The following is a 17,401-nucleotide window of genomic DNA, read 5'->3' as shown; positions in this document are numbered from 1 at the left end:
ATGCCCGCGTCACGGCTCGGCGGCGCGCAGCCGCCCGGCCAGGTCCCGCACCGTCTCGGCGTACGCCGGGTCGTCCTCCGACGGGAGGTGACCCTTGATCGGCGGGGGGACGCTGTCCCAGGGCGGGGCGACCAGGCTCTCCGGATCCCGGAGGCGACGGTCCACAGTTGCCTCCGGGCCGGTGACGCGGGCCGGCTCGTCCGGGCGGTGCGGGGAGAAGATCCATCCGCCCAGCGCGTCGGTGTCCCGCCACAGGTTGCGCCACCGCCAGCCGATCCGGCCGCCGATCCCGCGCAGCATCTCGCCGCCGACGTAGGCGGGGAACAGCCGGGCGTAGAGCCGGCGCAGCGGCGAGCTGTAGGTGAGCAGGGCGACCCGCGCGCTGACCTCCGCCGGTAGCTGCAGGACGGTGGCGGCGACGAGCACCGAGCCGTGGCTGTAGCCGGACAGCAGCACCCCGTTGCCGCTGTGCACCAGGTACGTGATGCGCCGGGCCAGCTCCGGCACGGCCCGCTCGGCGTAGCAGGGCGGTGCGAACGGGTGTGCCGCCCGGGGCCAGAACGTGGCCAGGTCGAAGAGCACGCCGACGTGGTGCCGGAACCCGGGACTGCGGTAGGCGAAGATCCCGGCGAGGATGAGGGCCAGCACCGCCGCCGAGATCGCCACCCCGCCCACCTCGATGCCGAACATGACCAGCTCCGCCGGGACGTGCGTGCGGTGCTCCAGCGTCTCGCCCGGATCGGGACGGACCAGCGCCATCGCGGTGGTCGCCGCGCCCAGTCCGGCCATGACGGCGAACAGCACCGCCAGCGGCACCAGCAGGTCGGTGAACCGGGCCCGCACGATCATCGTCCGGACCTGCCGCAGCCGGGGCGCCGCCTCGGCCGGCGGCGACGGGAAGTCCCGCTCGACGATCGCCCCGGCGGCCCGCATCCGGCCGCGCCGGGACACCAGCGCCACCACGGCCGCGACCACCAGGGTGACCAGCAGCGCGCGGAAGAAGCCGTAGATCGCCCAGGTGTACGCGTGCGTCGGGCCCGGTATGTCGTCCGCCGGGGACACGCCCCGGTCCAGCAGGTCGGCGGTGCGCTGGACCAGCTCGGCGGAGTACGCCACCGCGAGCCCGCCCGCCGCCGCGGCTACCACGAGCGCCCCGAGCCCGTTCGGCGGCTGGTGGCCGCGGACTCGTAGGCGGTGCCAGATCAGCACCGCGGCCAGGCCGCCGAGCAGTACCGCGTGCGTGACCAGCAGCCAGGTCAGGATCGAGCCGTAGCCGGGCAGCCCGCCGCCGGCACGCCAGCGGGCCGGGGCGAACAGCAGATACCCGGCCACCACGACGGTGAGCCCGATCGCGGTGCCGCGCAGCACCCGGGCGACCCGGTCACGTCGCGGGTCGGTGGGCGCCCGGTCGACGAGCGGCGGCACGCAGACCAGGACCAGGCAGGCGAGCAGCACCGCGCCGGTGACCGCCAGCAGCACCGCCACCGTGGGCGGGACGCCCTGCGCGGCCCGGGCGGCGAGGAGACAGCCGTCGAGGGTGGCGAAGGCCGCCGCGATGTGGATCGAACGCAGCCGGCCCATCAGCGGCTCGGTGTCCCACTGGCCGATCGTGCTCAGCGGAGGCCCGGCCGTCGCCCGCTCCGGCGCCCGGAACGCGGTGAACGAGCGTCCCGGCCGCCGGGAGCCCCACCAGACCAGGCTCACCGCGGCCGCCGGGACCAGCGCCAGCACCACCAGCCGCAGCCCGACCGGCCGCCCGCCCATCCAGGACAGCCACTCCCGGTCGGCGACGCACGCCGGGACGGACAGGCACTGCCAGGCCACCAGGTCCAGCGCGACCCCGGCCCCGGCGAGCACGTACAACGCGGTCAGGCTCAACCCCAGCACCCGGCACAGCGCCCGCACCACCGCGCCGCCGACGGCGTCCCCCGGCCGCATCCACACGGCCACGTTGAGCAGCATGAAGGGCATCAGGAACAGCAGCGAGAGGGTACGCAGCGCGGTGCCGGACGGCAGGTCGTTCCACTGGTACGCCTCCAGCGTCACTCCGCTCGCGCCGCGCCCGTCGGCCAGGTCCGGACGGGGACGGTAAAAGCCGGCGCTGTGGTCGCCCGCGACCTGCCGGACCAGCGGCCGGCCCAGCACCTCGGCGGCCCCGCCCGCGGAGACCCCGTGCACCCGCAGCTCCACCACCTCGCCCGGCGGGGCCTGCGCCCGCCCTGGTCCAGCCGTCATCGACCCTCCGCGACGTCCCGGCCGCCCACGCCGCCTGGCACGGCCCGCCCTCGGGTGGCGCAGCGTCCTACCCCGCCGGGCGGCGGGCAAACGCCCGCGCACCTGCCTCGGGCGGCCGTTCGAAGCCGTGCCGTCCGGGTAACCGCCGACGGTCCGCCGAGGAAGGGGTCCCGCATGACCGGCGCTTCGCGTGACGACCTTGCCGTGGCGACCCGGCTGCCGCCGATCGACGTCCGCCGGTGGGTGAACTCCGCGCCGCTGACGCCGGAGGAGCTGCGCGGGCGCGTGGTTCTGGTCGACGTCTGGGAGTACACCTGCGTGAACGGGATCCGCACCGCCCCGTACGTGCGGGCGTGGCACCGCGACTACCGGGATCTGGGGCTCACGGTGATCGGCGCGCACGCTGGCCGACCGCTGGGTCGGCGTCTCCGCGCGTACGTCTTCACGTTCGGTCCCTGACCCGACCCGAGGAGGACAACCCGTGGCCGTCAAGACCCTGACGCCGACGCGTACCGGCGCCGACATCCGCGAGTTCCGCGTCGACGTGCCGGAGGCGGACCTGCAGGACCTGCGGACCCGGCTCGCGGCCACCCGGTGGCCAGAGCGCCAGACGGTGGACGACCAGTCCCAGGGTGTGCCGCTGGAGACCAGCCAGGCGCTGGCCCGGTACTGGGCGACCGAGTACGACTGGCGCAAGGTCGAGGCGCGGCTCAACGACCTGCCGAACTTCGTCACCGAGATCGACGGCCTGGACATCCACTTCATCCACGTCCGGTCCCGGCACGACGACGCGCTGCCGCTGATCGTCACTCACGGGTGGCCGGGATCGGTGATCGAGCAGCTGAAGATCATCGGCCCGCTCACCGACCCGACCGCGCACGGCGGCCGCGCCTCGGACGCGTTCCACCTGGTGATCCCGTCGATGCCCGGCTACGGCTTCTCCGGCAAGCCGGACGGGCCCGGCTGGGACCCGCAGCACATCGCCCGCGCCTGGACCGAGCTGATGCGGCGGCTGGGCTACACCCGGTTCGTGGCCCAGGGCGGCGACTGGGGCGCGCTGATCACCGACATGCTCGGCGTGCAGGCGCCGCCGGAACTCGCCGGCATCCACACGAACATGCCGTGCGTGGTGCCGCCGGACATCGACGCGCTGCTGCAACGCGGCATCACCGGCGTGAACAACCCCCTCGCGGAGCTGCCGGCCGGGCTCTCGGACGAGGAGCGGGCCGCCTGCGAGCGGATCGACTTCTTCTGGAAGCACTCCGCGTACGCGCTGATCATGACGACCCGCCCGGAGACGCTGACGGCGCTCGCCGACTCGCCGGCCGGGCTGGCGACGTTCATGCTCGACCACGACGCAGCCAGCCTGGATCTGATCTGCGCCGCCTTCGCCGGCCGGCCCGGCGGCCTGAGCCGCGACGACATCCTGGACAACGTCACGCTCTACTGGCTGACCAACACCGGCGTGTCCTCGGCCCGGCTGTACGCGCAGAACGCGCTGTCGTTCTTCGCCGCGAAGGGCGTCCGGGTGCCGGCCGCGGTGAGCCAGTTCCCGGACGAGATCCTGCTCGCGCCGCGCAGCTGGGCGGAGCGGGCGTACCCGAACCTGATCCACTACAACCAGCTGGACCGGGGTGGGCACTTCGCCGCCTGGGAGCAGCCGGAGTTGTTCGCGCAGGAGATGCGGGCGGCCTTCCGCTCGCTGCGCTGACTGCCGGGACGGATGCGGCCGGGTGGGATGTCCACCCGGCCGCGTCCGCGGATTCAGACCTCGGTCAGCCGGACCGCGTCGGCGATGACCAGGCCGGCGGCGGAGCTCCACCGGCTGACCGCCACCCGGTTGGCGTCCCCGGCCGGCAGCGTGAACGTGCCGAGTGAGCGCCACTGCCCGCCGGTCGCCCGCTGGTCGACGGTGACCGTCCGGTTGCCGGTGGTGGTGGCGACGATGTACGGCGTGGCCGCGTTGTAGCCCGCGTTCGCCGGCCACCACGCGTCGACCCGGTAGTTGCCGGTACGGGGGACGTTGAACTTGTACCAGGCGGCGTCGCTCGCGGCGACCGGGTCCGCGTACCGGTAGTCGGCGCCGTAGCGCTGCCCGGAGTAGGTCGAGGTGCCCCAGTTGGCGCTGGCGGTGAACCGGCCCGCGGTGGCGTTGTCCACCGTCGACGTCCAGCCGGTGCCGCCGCCGGCCATCTTGGCGGCCACGTCGGCGCGCATCGTGTTCAGGTCGATGAAGGACGGGTCGATCTTGCCGGTGGTGCTGGTCTCCCGGTGCCCCCGGGCGTAGCTGGAGTCCCGGCCGAGCCGCTTGAGCACGGCGGCGGTGGCCGCGATGCTCGCGTTGTACTGGGCGGTGGTCATCCGCTGGTCGACGCCGTTGTAGTCGATCTCCCAGCCGATCATCAGCGTGTTGCCGTCGCCGGCCGGGATCGGGCCGCTGCCGCCGCTGGTGCCGGCGTGGTTGCACCGGCCGGCCGAGATCACGTGGAACACGCCGTGGTAGTCCACGAGCGCCTGGCAGAGCGGGCCGGGCAGGTCGGAGCGGCCGTTGATGCAGATGTTCAGCGCCGGGTGCGGGTTGGTGGCGCTGGACGTGGCGGCGGTGTGGTGCCAGAGCACGCCGATCGGGTCGAACGAGCCGGAGCGCATCCGGTTGAGCCAGTCGCCCTCGACCACCACCTGCACGCCGGCGGCCCGCAGCACGTCAACGAGCCAGGGAATGGTCGCCATCACTGCTCCCGGAGCAGGTCGGCGAGGCACTCGGCCTTCGGCGCGGCGTGCGCCGTACCGGGACGGACGGCCACCACGAGGGCGGCGGCCGCCAGGGCGGGTACGCCGAGCAGACCTCGGCGTCGCAGACGGGGGGATCGTGACGTGGGCATGGCGCTCCTCGGGTGACGGCGCAATATCGATCGACGCTCGTGAGTGTGGGCACGCTATCCCGGCGTCGGGCGCTCTGTCGATACCCTTCAATGATCGTTTCCATTGTGAAAACTTTCGCCACCACCATCTGTCGTCGTTCGTCGATGCGTGGTAGAAATCCTGCCCAAGTCTCGCCGTCGAGCGAGGAACCCTTCACAGGAGGGGCGCCGATGAGAGCGTTCGTCACGGCCCTGACACTTCTCGTTGTGGCCGCGGCCGCGGCCCCGGCCACCGCGGCCGCCCCGGCCGAGGCCGCCGCCACTGTCGCCGCGGTCGGCCCGCAGCCCGGCACGTTCACCGGCAAGGGCTTCGACACGTGCACCGCGCCGTCGCAGGCCGCGATGGACGCCTGGCTGACCGCCTCGCCGTACCGCGCGGTCGGCGTCTACATCAGCGGCGCCAGCCGCACGTGCGCCCAGCCCAACCTGACCGCGACCTGGGTCGCCGACCAGACCCGCAAGGGCTGGCGGCTGATCCCGATCGAGCTGGGCTACCAGGCGCCGTGCGGCACCCGTACGCCGAAGATGTCCGCCGACCCGGCCACCGCCCGCGGGCAGGGCCGGACCGCGGCGGACAGCGCGGTCGCCGCCGCGACGGCGCTCGGCATCGGCGCGGGCAGCACGCTCTACAACGACATCGAGCAGTACCCGTCGAACGCGAGCTGCCGGGCCACCGTGCTCTCCTTCCTCTCCGGCTGGGTCGAGCGGCTGCACACGCGCGGCTACCTCGCCGGCATGTACTCCAGCGGCTCGTCCGGCATCACCGACGTCTGCAACGCCTACGACGACACCCGGTACCTGCGCCTGGACCAGATCTGGATCGCCTGGTGGAACGGCGTCGCGGACACCGACGGGGGCACGTACTGCGCCGACGACCGCTACGCCGACCAGCAGCGCCTGCACCAGTACGCCGGGGACGTCACCGAGACGTGGGGCGGCGTGACCATGAAGATCGACCGCAACTACCTGAACGTACGGGCCGGCACCCCGCCCGCGTCGTGGAGCGTCACGGTCGACAACGCCACGTCGGGCGGGTTCAGCGCGGGCGCGGCCTGGGGCGCCTCCGCGTACTCCGGGCAGCGCTACGGCGCCGACTACCGCTTCGCCACGCCGGTGGCGGCCAGCGACGTGGCCTGGTTCCGGGCGAGCCTGCCCGCGACCGGCGCCTACGAGGTGTCGGTGTGGTACCCGGCCGACCCCGGCTACAACGACCGCACCCCGTACCTGGTCGCCACCACGACCGGCAACCGGTCGGTGGCGGTCGACCAGCGCACCGGCGGCGGACGCTGGGTCTCGCTCGGCGTGTTCACACTCGCCGCCGGCGCCGGGGACAAGGTCGGGGTGAGCCGCTGGAGCGCCGGGACCGGGTACGTGGTCGCCGACGCGGTCCGCATCACCCGGGTGTGAGCCCGCGGGCCGTGAGCCGGTTCCGCCTCGGCGGGGCCGGCTCACGGCGTCCGGGTCAGCTCAGGTGGGCCAGCAGGGCGGTGGCCATGCCCTGCTCACCGCGGGCGTTCGGGTGGAACGGCGCGGCCGAGTTCTGCGGCACCAGCCCCTCCACCCAGCGGGTGCCGCTGCTCTTGCACGCGTCCCGGCCGATCGACGGGGTGTAGACGTCGGCGTAGCTGGCCCCGCCCGCCGCCGCGGTGTCGGCGAGCATCGTGTTGAGCGCCTTCTGGACGCCGCGCAGGTACGGCACGTCCTGGTAGGCGATCGGCACCACCGGCCAGCAGCCGTACCCGCTGTCGGGCAGGATCGCCGGATAGCCGAGCACCACCACGCGCGCGTTCGGCGCGGCCTGGCGGACCGCCCGCAGCACGGCCGTCACCTTCGGCGCGGCGGCGGCGATCCGGGCCCGCAACTGGTCGGTGCCGCCCGCGGTGAACCGGTCCTTGCAGGGCGACCCGAGCGGGCTGCTCACGCTCGCCTCGGCGCAGTCGCCGATGATGCCGGAGAAGCCGATGTCGTTGCCGCCGATCTGGACCGTGACCAGCGCCGTGCCGGAGGTGAGCGCGTTGACCTGCGGTGGCAGCGCGATGCCCAGCGCGCCGTCGCCGCCGTACAGGATGTCCTCGGTGGTGGCCCCGGAGCAGCTCACGTCGGTGAACGACGACGAACCGGCGGACGCCGCGACCAGGGACGGGTAGTTGCGGTTGGAGCGCAGGCAGTTCAGGTCGACCTGGGTGGGCACGAGCGGGGCGGAGGTGTAGGAGTCGCCGAGCGCCACGTACCGCCCGGTGGGCGCGGCGGCGACGGCGGGCGCGGTGGCCGCGAGCAGCACGCCGGCGGTGGCGGCGGCGACCGCGGCGAGTCTGGTGGCGGTCCGCATCAGCGGCAGGCGGGGACGGTTCATGGGGCCCTCCCGGAGGGGTCCTGGTGGTGGTGCTGGGATTCTGTCCACGCCTGTGGCGCACGTCAATATAGACAGGGCTCACTAAAGCGTGTCCCGGGATGTGGTCCGGCACTGCCTGGCGGAGGGTTGCCGACGCGGCCTCAGGTGTTGTGTGCGTCACACTTTTCGGCGTCCGCGGAGTCGGGTGCCGGGAGCCGGTAGACGGGTCGATTCGTTGCGGCGCAACGCTCCCCGGCACTGTCACTCCTGGTGGGTGGACCGGGGCCGGATTCGCGGAGGCACGCACCGGAGCCACCCCGGCACGGCTGGTGAGCGACCGATCGAATGTCGGCGATCCCGGATTTGCGGCCGTCATTACGCTGCGAAGTGGTTGATCGCCGGAACCACGGACGACAGGTGGAAGAACCTCAGATGAGTGACAATCACCCTCCCTACGGAGGCTATCCGGACCCGAACGCCGGAGCGTGGGGCAACCAGCCCGACCCGAACGCCCCGTACGGCGCGCAGCCGGCCTCCGGCGCGCCCTACGGCTCGCCGCCGGCGTCAGGTGCCCCCTACGGTTCGCCGCCGGCGTCGGGCGCGCCCTACGGCGCCCAGCCGGCCTCCGGCGCACCGTACGGCGCCCAGCCCGCTTCCGGCGCGCCCTACGGCTCGCAGCCGGCCTCCGGCGCGCCGTACGGGGCGCCGCAGCCCGCGGTGTCGTACCCGGGGCAGGCCGGCTTCCCGCCGCCGGCCGCGCCCTACGCGCCCGGCACGCCCCAGGGCGGCGGCGGCAAGAGCAAGGGGCTGATCGTCGGCCTCGCCGCCGGTGCGGTGACGCTGACGCTGCTCTGCTGCGGCGGCGGGCTCGCCTACGTCGCCTTCAACGGCGACGAGGAGGACCCGAAGCCGGTCGCCTCCGGCAGCGCCACCCCCGGGCCGGACGGCAGTCCGTCCGCGACCCCCAGCGCGGACGGGCCGGAGTCGCCCGGGCCGGACGGACCCACCAACAACGACGCGATCACCGCGCGGTACGCCAGCGAGATGTCGGCGGTCTGCGACGGGGGACCGATCCTCAACGCCGCCCCGTACACCGCGCCGGCGGGCTCGAAGGCGTACGTCTTCTCCAACTCCCCGGACCGGCCGACGTTCTGGTCGCAGAAGACGATCAGCTCGGCCAAGCCGTACTACGCCAAGTCGGCGGACTTCGCCACCGTGTCCGTCATCGGCTGCCTCAAGATGGTCGAGGGCAGCGAGGGCACGCCGAAGAAGTGCCAGTACAAGAACAGCGAGGACAAGGTCGTCACCGTCGACTACATCTCCTCGCGGTACACGCTGACGTTCCACGCCGCCAAGACCGCCGAGAAGGTCGGTGACGGCGGCACGGTGAACGCTCCGGCCGCCCGCTGCCCGAGCTTCATCTCCTACAACAAGGTGACGATGAAGTCGTACGCGACGCCGGACAGCGGCACCATCGAGGCCGCGCTGGACCGCTTCCTCAAGTGAGGAGACCCGGATCGGGGTGTGCGCGTCGGCTGACCCGCACACCCCGATCCGGCTGCCGGCGGGTCAGGTGGCCGGCAACGGGCGGCCGTGCGCGTCCACACACTCGCGGGCGAAGAGCCGTAGCAGCTCCGGCAGGTGGAAGTGCTGGCCCGGATCGTCCGAGTCGACGGGCAGCAGCAGATTGTGCTGGACCAGGTGCTCCACCATCCGGTTGGCCTGCTGCCGGGGCAGGCGCAGGATCTCCACCGCGCTGGCCGGGGTGATGAACGAGCCGGCGCGGGCCAGCGCGCGCAGCGCCCGGCGGGCGTCGACGTCCAGCGCCTGGTAGCTGACCGAGAGGCTGCCGCGCACCGAGATGTCCCCGACGGCCAGCTCGGACAGCCGGTTCTCCTCGTCCTCCAGGTGCGCGGCGAAGCCGGGCAGGGCGACGTCGGGCTGGGTGACGAGCCGGCTGCCGACGATCCGCAGCGCCAGTGGCAACAGGTCGCAGGCCGCGGCGATCCGGCCGAACACCTCCGGTTGCTCACGTACCCGGCGCTCACCGGCGATCGTGGCCAGCAGTTCCACCGCGTCGGCGCGGTCGAGCGCGCCGAGCGTCAACCGCCAGCCGACGTCCAGGTCCAGCAGGCGCTGCCGGCTGTTGATCAGCACCAGGCTGCGGCCCGCGCCGGGCAGCAGCGGACGCACCTGCTGCGCGCAGTGGACGTCGTCGATGATGAGCAGCAGCCGTCGGCCGGCGAGCGCGCACCGCAGCGCGGCGGAACGCTCCCGGATGTCCTCGGACACGTCGGCCAGCGGTACACCCAGCTCGACGAGCAGCTCCCTGATCAGTTCGCCGCTGCCGCGGGGTGTCTCGTCGCTGCTGTCGAAGCTGACGAAGAGCTGACCGTCGGGAAAGAGGTCGGCCAGGTCGTACCCGCTGGACACCGAGAACGACGACTTGCCGACGCCCGGCGCGCCGGACACGAGCACGACCCCGGCGTGCTCGTCGGCGCCGACCGGGTCGGCGATCCCCTCGGCGATGGTGCGGAGCTGGCTGGCCGTGGTGTCCCGGCCGACCAGGGACGGCGGCTTCATCGGCAGGGCCTGCGGGCTCGGCGGCGGGCCGGGCGGCGCCGCGGGCCCGGCGCCGAGGACCGCCGGCCAGCCGGACGGTGGTCGGACCTCGGCGGAGTCCCCGTCCAGCGCGGCCTGGAGGGCGCCCTGGAGGGTGGGACCGGGGTCGACGCCGAGCTCGTCGACGATGCCGCGCCGGGCCTGCTGGTACACGGCCAGCGCCTCGGCCACACGCCCCTCCAGCGTCAGCGCGGTCACCAGCTGCGCCTGCCGGCGTTCGTCGAGCGGCTCCTCGGCCACCATCCGGCGCAGCGACGGGATGACCCGGGCCGGTTGCCGCAGTCGCAGGCGCAGGTCGAACAGCTCGGTCGTGATCTCCCGGTGCTGCTCCCGCAGCGCCGTGACGGTCGCGCCCAGGTCGGTGCCCGGATCCGCCAGGTCCTCCAGCGGGGGCCCGCCCCACAGCTCGACCGCCTGGTCGAACAGCTCGGCGGCGACCTCCGGCCGGTCCCCCCGCGCGGCCCGGCGGGCGTCGTCGGTGAGACGCCGGAACCGCAGCAGGTCCAGCTCGTCCTCGTCGACCCGCAGGTGGTAGCCGGTGCCGTCGTGGACCAGCCGGTCGGCCGAGTCGCCGCCGCGGTCCAGCGCCTGCCGCAGCCGGTGTACGTACGTCCGCAGGTTGCGTACCGCCGACGCGGGCGGCGCGTCCGGCCACAGGCCGTCGACCAGCCGGGAGGTGGCGACCGTGCGCCCCGGGCTCAGCAGCAGCACGGCGAGCAGAAGGCGGGGCTTGGTGCCGGTGAGCGTGATCGGGTGATCGTCCACGTGAAGGGCCAGCGGGCCGAGGACACTGAACCGCATCGATGCATTCCCCCGCTCCGCAGGACCGTCCACAGTGTGGTGCACGGCTGGAATTCCCACCTTCGGCTGGGGAATACCTCGATCCCAGATGGTGCAAGTTGTCACCGATCGGTGTGTATCTCGTGACCCCGGGTGAGTTGCGCCGTCGCCCGGTGCGCCGCGTCGAGCACCGCCACCGCGTCCGCCACCCCGGCGCCCGCCGACCGGCCCGCGCGGACCAGCCCGGCGAAGTCCTCCGCCTGGCAGGCCAGGGCCGCGTACATGGTGGCGTCCCCGTCGGCCGGGTCGAGGAAGGTCAACCGCTCGTGGTCCCGGGTGCCGAACACCTCCACCGTCGCCATGTCGCCGCCCCGGTGGTGCCGGCCGAGCGAGACCAGCGCGGTACCGCCGCCGGACAGGCCGAGCAACGCCTGCGCGCTGTCCACGTCCCGGCCGCGTACCGCCGGGTCGGTGACCGGACCGGCGGGCTGCGCGGCGACCCGGTCGATCTCCTGCCCGGTCAGCCACCGGATCTGGTCGAACTCGTGCACGCCCATGTCCACGAAGATCCCGCCGCTGCCGGTGCGGAACGCCGCCGCCGGCGGCTCGCCGTCCCACTGCGACGCGGCCACGAACAGGACCTCGCCGAGCGCGCCGCCGGCAATCCGCTCGCGCAGCCGGCGCAGCTGCGGGACGAACCGCCGCCAGTAGGCGACCTGGAACGGGATCCCGGCGGCGGCGGCCACCCGCCCCGCCTGCGCGGCCCCGGCCGGGTCGAGCCCGGCCGGCTTCTCGCACAGCACCGGCAGCCCGGCCTCGGCGGCGGTCGCGACCAGCTCGCCGTGCCGGCCGGTGGGCGCGGTCACCAGGAGACCGTCCGGCGTGGCGTCCGCGAGCAGGTCCGCCACGCTCGGGTACGCGGGCAGCCCGGCCGCAGCGACCTCCGCCCGTGCCGCCGGAACCGGGTCGACCACGTGCCGGATCCGGACCGTCCGGTGGTCGGCCAGGGCCCGCAGGTGGTGGCGGCCCATCCGGCCCGCTCCCACAAGTGCCAGCCGGAACTCATCGCTGCCGGTCATCGTCGGTTCCCTTCTTCTCGTCGGCGTCGTCCGTACGGTCGGGGCTCAGCCAGCCGGCCAGCGCGGCCACGACGGCCGGCGCGCCGGTGGCCAGGACCGCCATCCCGTCGTGGCGCCACCGCCGGGTCACCCCACCGGCGGCCTCGACCAGCGCGGTGCCGGCCGCGACGTCCCACGGCGCGGGGTCGAAGCTGACGAACGCGTCCAGTTCCCCCCGGGCCACCGCCGCCAGGTCGCAGACCGTGGAGCCGGAGTTGCGCAGGTCCGCGACGAGGGGCGCGACGCCGACGAGCGACTGGTACGCCCGCCGCCGCGGGCCGGGCGCGTTCGGCACCGCGAACGCCACCAGGGCGTGCCCCGGCGCGGCCTCCCGGTCGACGGTGACCGGGACGTCGCCGTCGAGCGCGCCGTCGCCGTCGAGCACCAGGCAGGCGCCGGTTGCCGGTTGCAGGATGGTGGCGGCGACCACCTGGCCGTCGCCGTCGTCGCAGCCGGTCGCCACCGCGATGCTCACCGCGTAGCGGCTCGCCCCGTGGCTGAAGTTCAGCGTGCCGTCGAGCGGGTCGACGATCCAGCGCAGGCCGGAGCAGCCGGCGCTGAGCCCGGACTCCTCGGCCAGGACGGCGTCCTGCGGCCGGTCGCGGGCGAGCAGGTCGAGGATGGCCCGTTCGCTGGCGTGGTCGGCGGTGGTCACCGGGTCCTGCGCCGCCCCGCCCTTGTGCATGGTCCGGAAACCCTGGCTCCGTGCCTCGCGGATCGCGTCCGCCCCGGCCCGCGCGGCGCGCAGGCTCAGGTGGCGCAGGTCGCCGGGAGCGGCGCCGATGCTCATCGCGCCACCTGCGCTTCCGCCGGTGCGGCGACCCGCGCGTAGTGGCCGTCCACGAACAGCAGCGGTGGGGTCGGCCGGAGCAGGCCGGCGGAGCGGACCGCGCCGATCAGCACGGCGTGGTCACCGGCCGGGTCGGCGGAGACGGCCTCGCAGCCGAAGTACGCCACCCCGTCGGTCAGGCGCGGGCAGCCGGTCGCCCGCTCCGCGTCGTAGGTGACACCGGTGAAGCCGTCGGCGCCGCTGGGCCGTCCCCGGCTGGCGAACCAGGCCGCCTCCGCGCGCTGGTCGTCGGCGAGCACCGTCACCGCGAAGCGCCCGGTACGCCGGACCGCGCCGAGCAGCCGGCAGTCCCGCCGCAGGCAGACCAGCAGCATCCGGGGCGACAGCGACACGGTGGTGAAGGAGTTCACAGTCATGCCCACCGGGCCGTCGGGTCCGACGGCCGTCGCCACCGCCACTCCGGTGGCGAACCGCCCGGCCACCGAACGGAACGCCCCTTCCTGCTCGTGTCCGTCTCCTGTCCCGGTCATCGTCGTTCTCCTCTCGTCGCGCTGCCGACCAGGTCGGCGGTCCGGCGCCGGTCGGTCTTGCCGTTGGCGTTCGTGGGAAGCGCGGCCACGTGGTGAATCCGGGCCGGCACCATGTAGCCGGGCAGCCGGTCCGCGCACCGGCGGGTCAACTCGGCGGTGATCCCGGCGGCGCCGGTGTAGACGGCGCGCAGGGCGACGTCGGCGCCCGCGCCGAACGCCAGCACCACCGCGTCCTGCACCCCCGGGTGGCCGCGCAGAACCATTTCGATCTCGCCGAGTTCGATCCGGTAGCCGCGCAGCTTCACCTGGTCGTCCAGGCGGCCGTGGTGCACGAGCGTGCCGTGCTCGCGGCGGACCCGGTCCCCGGTGCGGTAGTACCGGCGACCGGCGTACGTGACGAACCGGTCCTCGTCGTCGGCCGGGTCGAGGTAGCCGTCGAACCGCTGCGGCCCGTGCACGCACAGCTCGCCGTCGTCACCGCCGACGGTGCCGTCCTCGCCGCGCAGGATCGCGTCGAGCCCGGGGTGCGCGTCACCGATCGGCACGGTGCCGTTCGAGGTGGCCGGCCAGTCCGCCGGATCCGCCGGCAGCCGGTGACCGGTGCAGGTCACGGTCAGCTCGGTGGGACCGTAGAGGTTCTCCACCACGCTGCCCGGCGCCGCCGCCGCCCACGCCCGCGCCTGCTCCAGCGTCAGCGCCTCGCCGGCGAAGAGGCTGTGCCGCAGGCCCGGCATGGCGCCGGGGGAGAGCATCCGCATCCGGCGGGCCAGCGAGACCACCGAGGGCACCGAGAACCAGTGCGTGATCCGTCGTTCGTTGACGAACCGCACCGGCGTCAGCACCTCGTCGGGCTGCGGCACCACGAGCGTGGCGCCGCCGCCCCAGGCGACGAACATGTCGAAGACGGACGGGTCGAAGGTCAGGTCGAAGGTCTGCGACAGCCGGTCGCCCGGGCCGACCGGGTAGCGGTCCCGGCAGCACGTGAGGAACGCGTCGACGTTGCGGTGCCGGATCGGCACACCCTTGGGCCGCCCGGTCGAGCCGGAGGTGAACAGCAGGTACGCCACGTCGTCCGGCGCCACCGGGGCGGCCGGCGGCGCGACGCCCGGCGCGCCGTCGAGGCGTACGGTCACGGCGTCGCCCGCGACCTGCGCCGCCGTCGCGGCGCCGGCGTCGTCGACCACCAGCGCGTCCACCCCCGCGTCCCGGCACAGCCGGGCGGTGCGGGCCGGTGGGAAGGCCGGGTTGAGCGGCACCACCACCGCTCCGGCGCGCAGCGCGGCCAGATAACCGGCGTACGCGGGCAGGCTGCGGGCGGCCAGCAGGCCGACCGCGCGCGGGCGTCGGCCCACCTCGGCGTGGATCCGGCCGGCGAGGCCGTCGGCGAGGTCGCGCAGCCGGCGGTAGGTCACCGGCTCCCCGCCGACCTCCAGCGCGACCGCCTCCGGCACCCGTGCCGCGGTTCGCTCGAACCACTGGTAGAGACTCACGGCGTTGCTCCCTTCGCTGTGCTGTCGTCGATCGGCGTCCCGCCGCCACCGGGCGCGGGACGCCCTCAGGTCACCGCGCCGGCCAGCTCGTCGGCGTGGTCGGCGATGCCGGCGAGCATCGCTCCGGTTGCTCCACCGGCGATGCCGAACATGGCCGCCTCGGTGCGCAGCTGCGCCTCCCCGCCGTCGCGGAACGCGTCCGCGCCGCGCAGGCGCACCGCCTCGGCGGCGACCCGGTCCACGGTCTCGGCGGCGCTGACCTTCAGCAGCATCCCGGTGACCGCGGACGGGACGGCCGCCGGCGCGTCCAGCAGCGGCGCGCACAGCGCGTCGAGCTGGTGCGTGGCGACCAGGCACCGGGCGTACCGCTCGCGGACCGCCGGGCGGTCCCACAGCGTGCCCGCCCCGGCCGGCCGACGCCGCAGCCAGTCGCGCAGGCCCGCCAGCATCCGGTGGCACATCGCCCGGGCCCACAGCGCCCCGGCGACCCGTTCGACGCCGACCTGCCGGGCGAACCCGGCCAGCGCCCGGCCGGGGCGGCCCAGTACGGCGTCCGGGGGCAGCGCCACGCCGGCGAAGCGCAGGTGGCCCACGCCGGACCCGGCGAACGCCCGGCCGGCGGATCCGACTGTCACGCCGGGCGCGTCGGCCGGCGCCAGCACCCAGCAGAAGCTGGTGAAGTGCCGCGCCTCGCGGTGCCGGGCCAGCACCAGCGCCGCGTCGCAGCTCGTCGCGTTGGTGATCCAGTCCTTGCCACCGTCCAGGACGGCGCCGTCGTCGCCCAGCTTCACCCGGGTCGTGGCGTCGAGCAGGTCCGATCCGGACCCGGCGGCGTCGGTGACGGCCAGCGCCACCACGGTCTCGCCGCGCAGCATCCCGCGTCGCGCGCGCTCGGCCGGCCCGGTCGCGCCGGCCAGCAGCGGCAGCACCGTGGCGACCTGGACGCAGACCGACAGCGTCACGCCGAGCGGGCAGCCGGCGTCCAGCTCGGTGAGCAGGGCCGACAGCCGCCGGGGGTCGGGCTGGACGCCGTCGGGGTAGAGCGCCTCGATGATCCCGGCGGCGCCCAGCGCGCGCCACACCGCACCCGGGTCGGTGGGGTCCACTCCGGACAGCGCGGCGCCCACCGGGGCGGCGTGCTCCCCGGCCGGCGTCGGCGTCGCCCTCGGCTCAGGCAAGACGCACCCCCGGGTCGCGCAGTGACAGCGCCCCGTTCGCCAGGCGCAGCCGGTCGTTCGCGTAGTTCAGGGAGGCCGAGCGCAGATCCCGGAACGTGCGCTCCAGCGCCAGCGGCGAGTCGGTCAGGTACCCGTGGCGCAGGCCCGCCAGCTCGACCAGTTCGTGCGCGGCGGCGAAGGACTCCTCGGCCGCGCGGATCTTCAGCGTGTTGAGCAGCATCTGCACCGGCGCCGCCGACATGTCCGGCGCGTCGGTGACCACCGAGACCGTGTGCCGCAGCAGCGCGTGCGCCGCGTCCAGCCGGGCCCGGATCCCGGCCAGCCGCAGCAGCACCAGCTCGGAGGAGGGGGCGAACTGCCGCCGTCCCGCCTCGCTGCGGGCGTGCCGCAGCACCCGGGCGTACGCGCCGGCCGCCGCCCCGATCCAGGCCGCCGCCCAGCCGACGTGCGCCAGCGGCGCGAAGACAGTGGTGGCGATCTCCCGGAACCCACCGTGTTCGCCGATCACCTGCCACTGCGGCACCGCGCCGCGCAGCCGCATCGGGACGCTGTGCGTGGCCCGCATGCCCAGCGGGCGCCACCCGCCGGTCACCTCGACCTCCACCTGGTCCCGGTCGGCGTAGACCAGGTCCACCTGGGCCGCCGAGCCGGCGCCCGGGGCGCGGGTGGTGATCAGGAAGGCGTCCGCGTACGGGCCGCCGGTGACGATCGGGGCCTGCCGGTCGACGCGCAGCATCTCGCCGTCGTGCTCCAGCGCCGACTCTGCGGTCAGCAGGTGACCGCCCTTGCCGGCCTCGGTGGTGACCGAGCCGAGATACCGCTCGCCCCGGGCCACCGACGGCAGCACCTCGGCGCGCAGCTTCTCCCCGCCGTACGCGGTGATCGCGGCGACCTGCTGGCAGTGCATGGCGAAGACCATCGCCACCGACATGTCCACCCGGCCCAGCGCCAGCGTGACGTCGACCAGGTCCGGCAGCGTCCCGCCGGCGCCGCCCTCGGCTTCGGGGACCAGCAGCCCCAGCAGCCCGCTACGACGCATGGCGGCCAGCGCCTCGGTGGGGAAGGCCGCGGTCTCGTCGGCCTGGCGGGCGTGCTCCGCCGCGATCTCGGCGACGGTCTCGACGGCCGGGGCGTACCCGGCGACGGCCGTCATCGGGAACCACCGCCGACCGGTGTGCGCAGCTCCTCGACCACGCCCCACAGCCCGCCGGCGGTGGCGAACGTGGAGTCGACCAGCTTGTCGTCGGGCACGGCGACCCCGAACGTCTCCTCGATGGCGAACAGCAGCTCGATCTCGCGCATGGAGTCCAGGCCGAGGTCGCGCAGCCGGGCGTCCTCGGTGATCTCCTCCGGGCCGGCGAACTTGAGGAACGGCCGGAGCAGCTCGGTGAATTCGGTGTTCATG

General features: G+C 74.6%; 16 protein-coding genes. 4 read left to right on the top strand and 12 right to left on the bottom strand.

All coding sequences use genetic code 11. The annotated features are described in order from the left end of the window. Positions 1 to 9: 9 nt before the first annotated feature. Positions 10 to 2,235 (bottom strand): hypothetical protein, encoded by a 2,226-nt coding sequence (locus tag BAW75_RS10650; protein WP_104113463.1) that lies wholly within the window; start codon positions 2,233 to 2,235, stop codon positions 10 to 12. A gap of 174 nt (positions 2,236 to 2,409) precedes the next feature. On the opposite strand from BAW75_RS10650, the gene BAW75_RS10645 reads away from it, so the two are divergent. Together BAW75_RS10645 and BAW75_RS10640 are read left to right on the top strand one after the other, a co-directional pair. Next, a complete protein-coding gene (locus tag BAW75_RS10645; protein ID WP_244206077.1) occupies positions 2,410 to 2,694 on the top strand; it encodes a thioredoxin domain-containing protein in 285 nt (94 codons plus the stop codon). Positions 2,695 to 2,716: 22 nt separating this feature from the next. Next, a complete protein-coding gene (locus tag BAW75_RS10640; RefSeq protein WP_051610913.1) occupies positions 2,717 to 3,946 on the top strand; it encodes an epoxide hydrolase family protein in 1,230 nt (409 codons plus the stop codon). Positions 3,947 to 3,999: 53 nt separating this feature from the next. On the opposite strand, the gene BAW75_RS10635 is transcribed toward BAW75_RS10640, so the two are convergent. Next, a complete protein-coding gene (locus tag BAW75_RS10635; RefSeq protein ID WP_030499177.1) occupies positions 4,000 to 4,965 on the bottom strand; it encodes a golvesin C-terminal-like domain-containing protein in 966 nt (321 codons plus the stop codon). Next, a complete protein-coding gene (locus tag BAW75_RS32305; RefSeq protein WP_166456009.1) occupies positions 4,965 to 5,117 on the bottom strand; it encodes a hypothetical protein in 153 nt (50 codons plus the stop codon). Before BAW75_RS32305 ends, BAW75_RS10635 begins: the two co-directional genes overlap by 1 nt. A gap of 210 nt (positions 5,118 to 5,327) precedes the next feature. Between BAW75_RS32305 and BAW75_RS10630 the strand changes: the two genes are divergently transcribed. Further along, entirely contained in the window at positions 5,328 to 6,563 is a 1,236-nt protein-coding gene (locus tag BAW75_RS10630; RefSeq protein WP_104113462.1) for a glycoside hydrolase domain-containing protein, read from the top strand. Between the two features lie 55 nt (positions 6,564 to 6,618). Here the strand turns inward: BAW75_RS10630 and BAW75_RS10625 are convergent, their stop codons facing one another. Then, on the bottom strand, positions 6,619 to 7,509 hold the full coding sequence (locus BAW75_RS10625; protein ID WP_104113461.1) for an SGNH/GDSL hydrolase family protein: 891 nt from the start codon (positions 7,507 to 7,509) through the stop codon (positions 6,619 to 6,621). A 411-nt stretch (positions 7,510 to 7,920) separates the two neighbouring features. On the opposite strand from BAW75_RS10625, the gene BAW75_RS10620 reads away from it, so the two are divergent. Then, complete coding sequence (locus BAW75_RS10620) at positions 7,921 to 8,994, top strand: hypothetical protein (protein WP_064445638.1); 1,074 nt, start codon at positions 7,921 to 7,923, stop codon at positions 8,992 to 8,994. 63 nt (positions 8,995 to 9,057) lie between these two features. On the opposite strand, the gene BAW75_RS10615 is transcribed toward BAW75_RS10620, so the two are convergent. The 8 genes from BAW75_RS10615 to BAW75_RS10580 all read right to left on the bottom strand — a co-directional run bounded on the left by BAW75_RS10615 (position 9,058) and on the right by BAW75_RS10580 (position 17,400). Further along, the gene (locus BAW75_RS10615; protein WP_104113460.1) at positions 9,058 to 10,911 is read right to left on the bottom strand and encodes an AfsR/SARP family transcriptional regulator; all 1,854 of its coding nucleotides are present in this window, start codon (positions 10,909 to 10,911) and stop codon (positions 9,058 to 9,060) included. A 101-nt stretch (positions 10,912 to 11,012) separates the two neighbouring features. Then, a complete protein-coding gene (locus BAW75_RS10610; RefSeq protein WP_104113459.1) occupies positions 11,013 to 11,969 on the bottom strand; it encodes a Gfo/Idh/MocA family protein in 957 nt (318 codons plus the stop codon). Continuing rightward, positions 11,953 to 12,798 carry an inositol monophosphatase family protein gene (locus tag BAW75_RS10605; protein ID WP_064445640.1) on the bottom strand — a complete coding sequence of 282 codons (846 nt, stop codon included), beginning with the start codon at positions 12,796 to 12,798 and terminating at the stop codon, positions 11,953 to 11,955. Before BAW75_RS10605 ends, BAW75_RS10610 begins: the two co-directional genes overlap by 17 nt. Then, a complete protein-coding gene (locus BAW75_RS10600) occupies positions 12,795 to 13,328 on the bottom strand; it encodes a flavin reductase family protein (RefSeq protein WP_043323361.1) in 534 nt (177 codons plus the stop codon). Before BAW75_RS10600 ends, BAW75_RS10605 begins: the two co-directional genes overlap by 4 nt. Then, positions 13,325 to 14,818, bottom strand: coding sequence for an amino acid adenylation domain-containing protein (locus BAW75_RS10595; RefSeq protein WP_104113458.1), 1,494 nt, complete (start codon positions 14,816 to 14,818; stop codon positions 13,325 to 13,327). Before BAW75_RS10595 ends, BAW75_RS10600 begins: the two co-directional genes overlap by 4 nt. Before the next feature lie 65 nt (positions 14,819 to 14,883). Then, positions 14,884 to 15,996: an acyl-CoA dehydrogenase family protein gene (locus BAW75_RS10590; protein WP_244206076.1), complete on the bottom strand. Its 1,113-nt coding sequence runs from the start codon at positions 15,994 to 15,996 to the stop codon at positions 14,884 to 14,886. Beyond that, positions 15,989 to 17,149, bottom strand: a complete 1,161-nt coding sequence (locus BAW75_RS10585) for an acyl-CoA dehydrogenase family protein (protein ID WP_104113456.1) — start codon at positions 17,147 to 17,149, stop codon at positions 15,989 to 15,991. Before BAW75_RS10585 ends, BAW75_RS10590 begins: the two co-directional genes overlap by 8 nt. Next, positions 17,146 to 17,400: a phosphopantetheine-binding protein gene (locus BAW75_RS10580; RefSeq protein WP_043323366.1), complete on the bottom strand. Its 255-nt coding sequence runs from the start codon at positions 17,398 to 17,400 to the stop codon at positions 17,146 to 17,148. The genes BAW75_RS10585 and BAW75_RS10580 overlap by 4 nt, the downstream gene beginning before the upstream one ends. Position 17,401 lies beyond the last annotated feature (1 nt).

The sequence above is a fragment of the Micromonospora chalcea genome (genome assembly GCF_002926165.1).
GTDB lineage: Bacteria > Actinomycetota > Actinomycetes > Mycobacteriales > Micromonosporaceae > Micromonospora > Micromonospora chalcea.
This window is presented reverse-complemented; position numbering and strand designations above follow the sequence as displayed.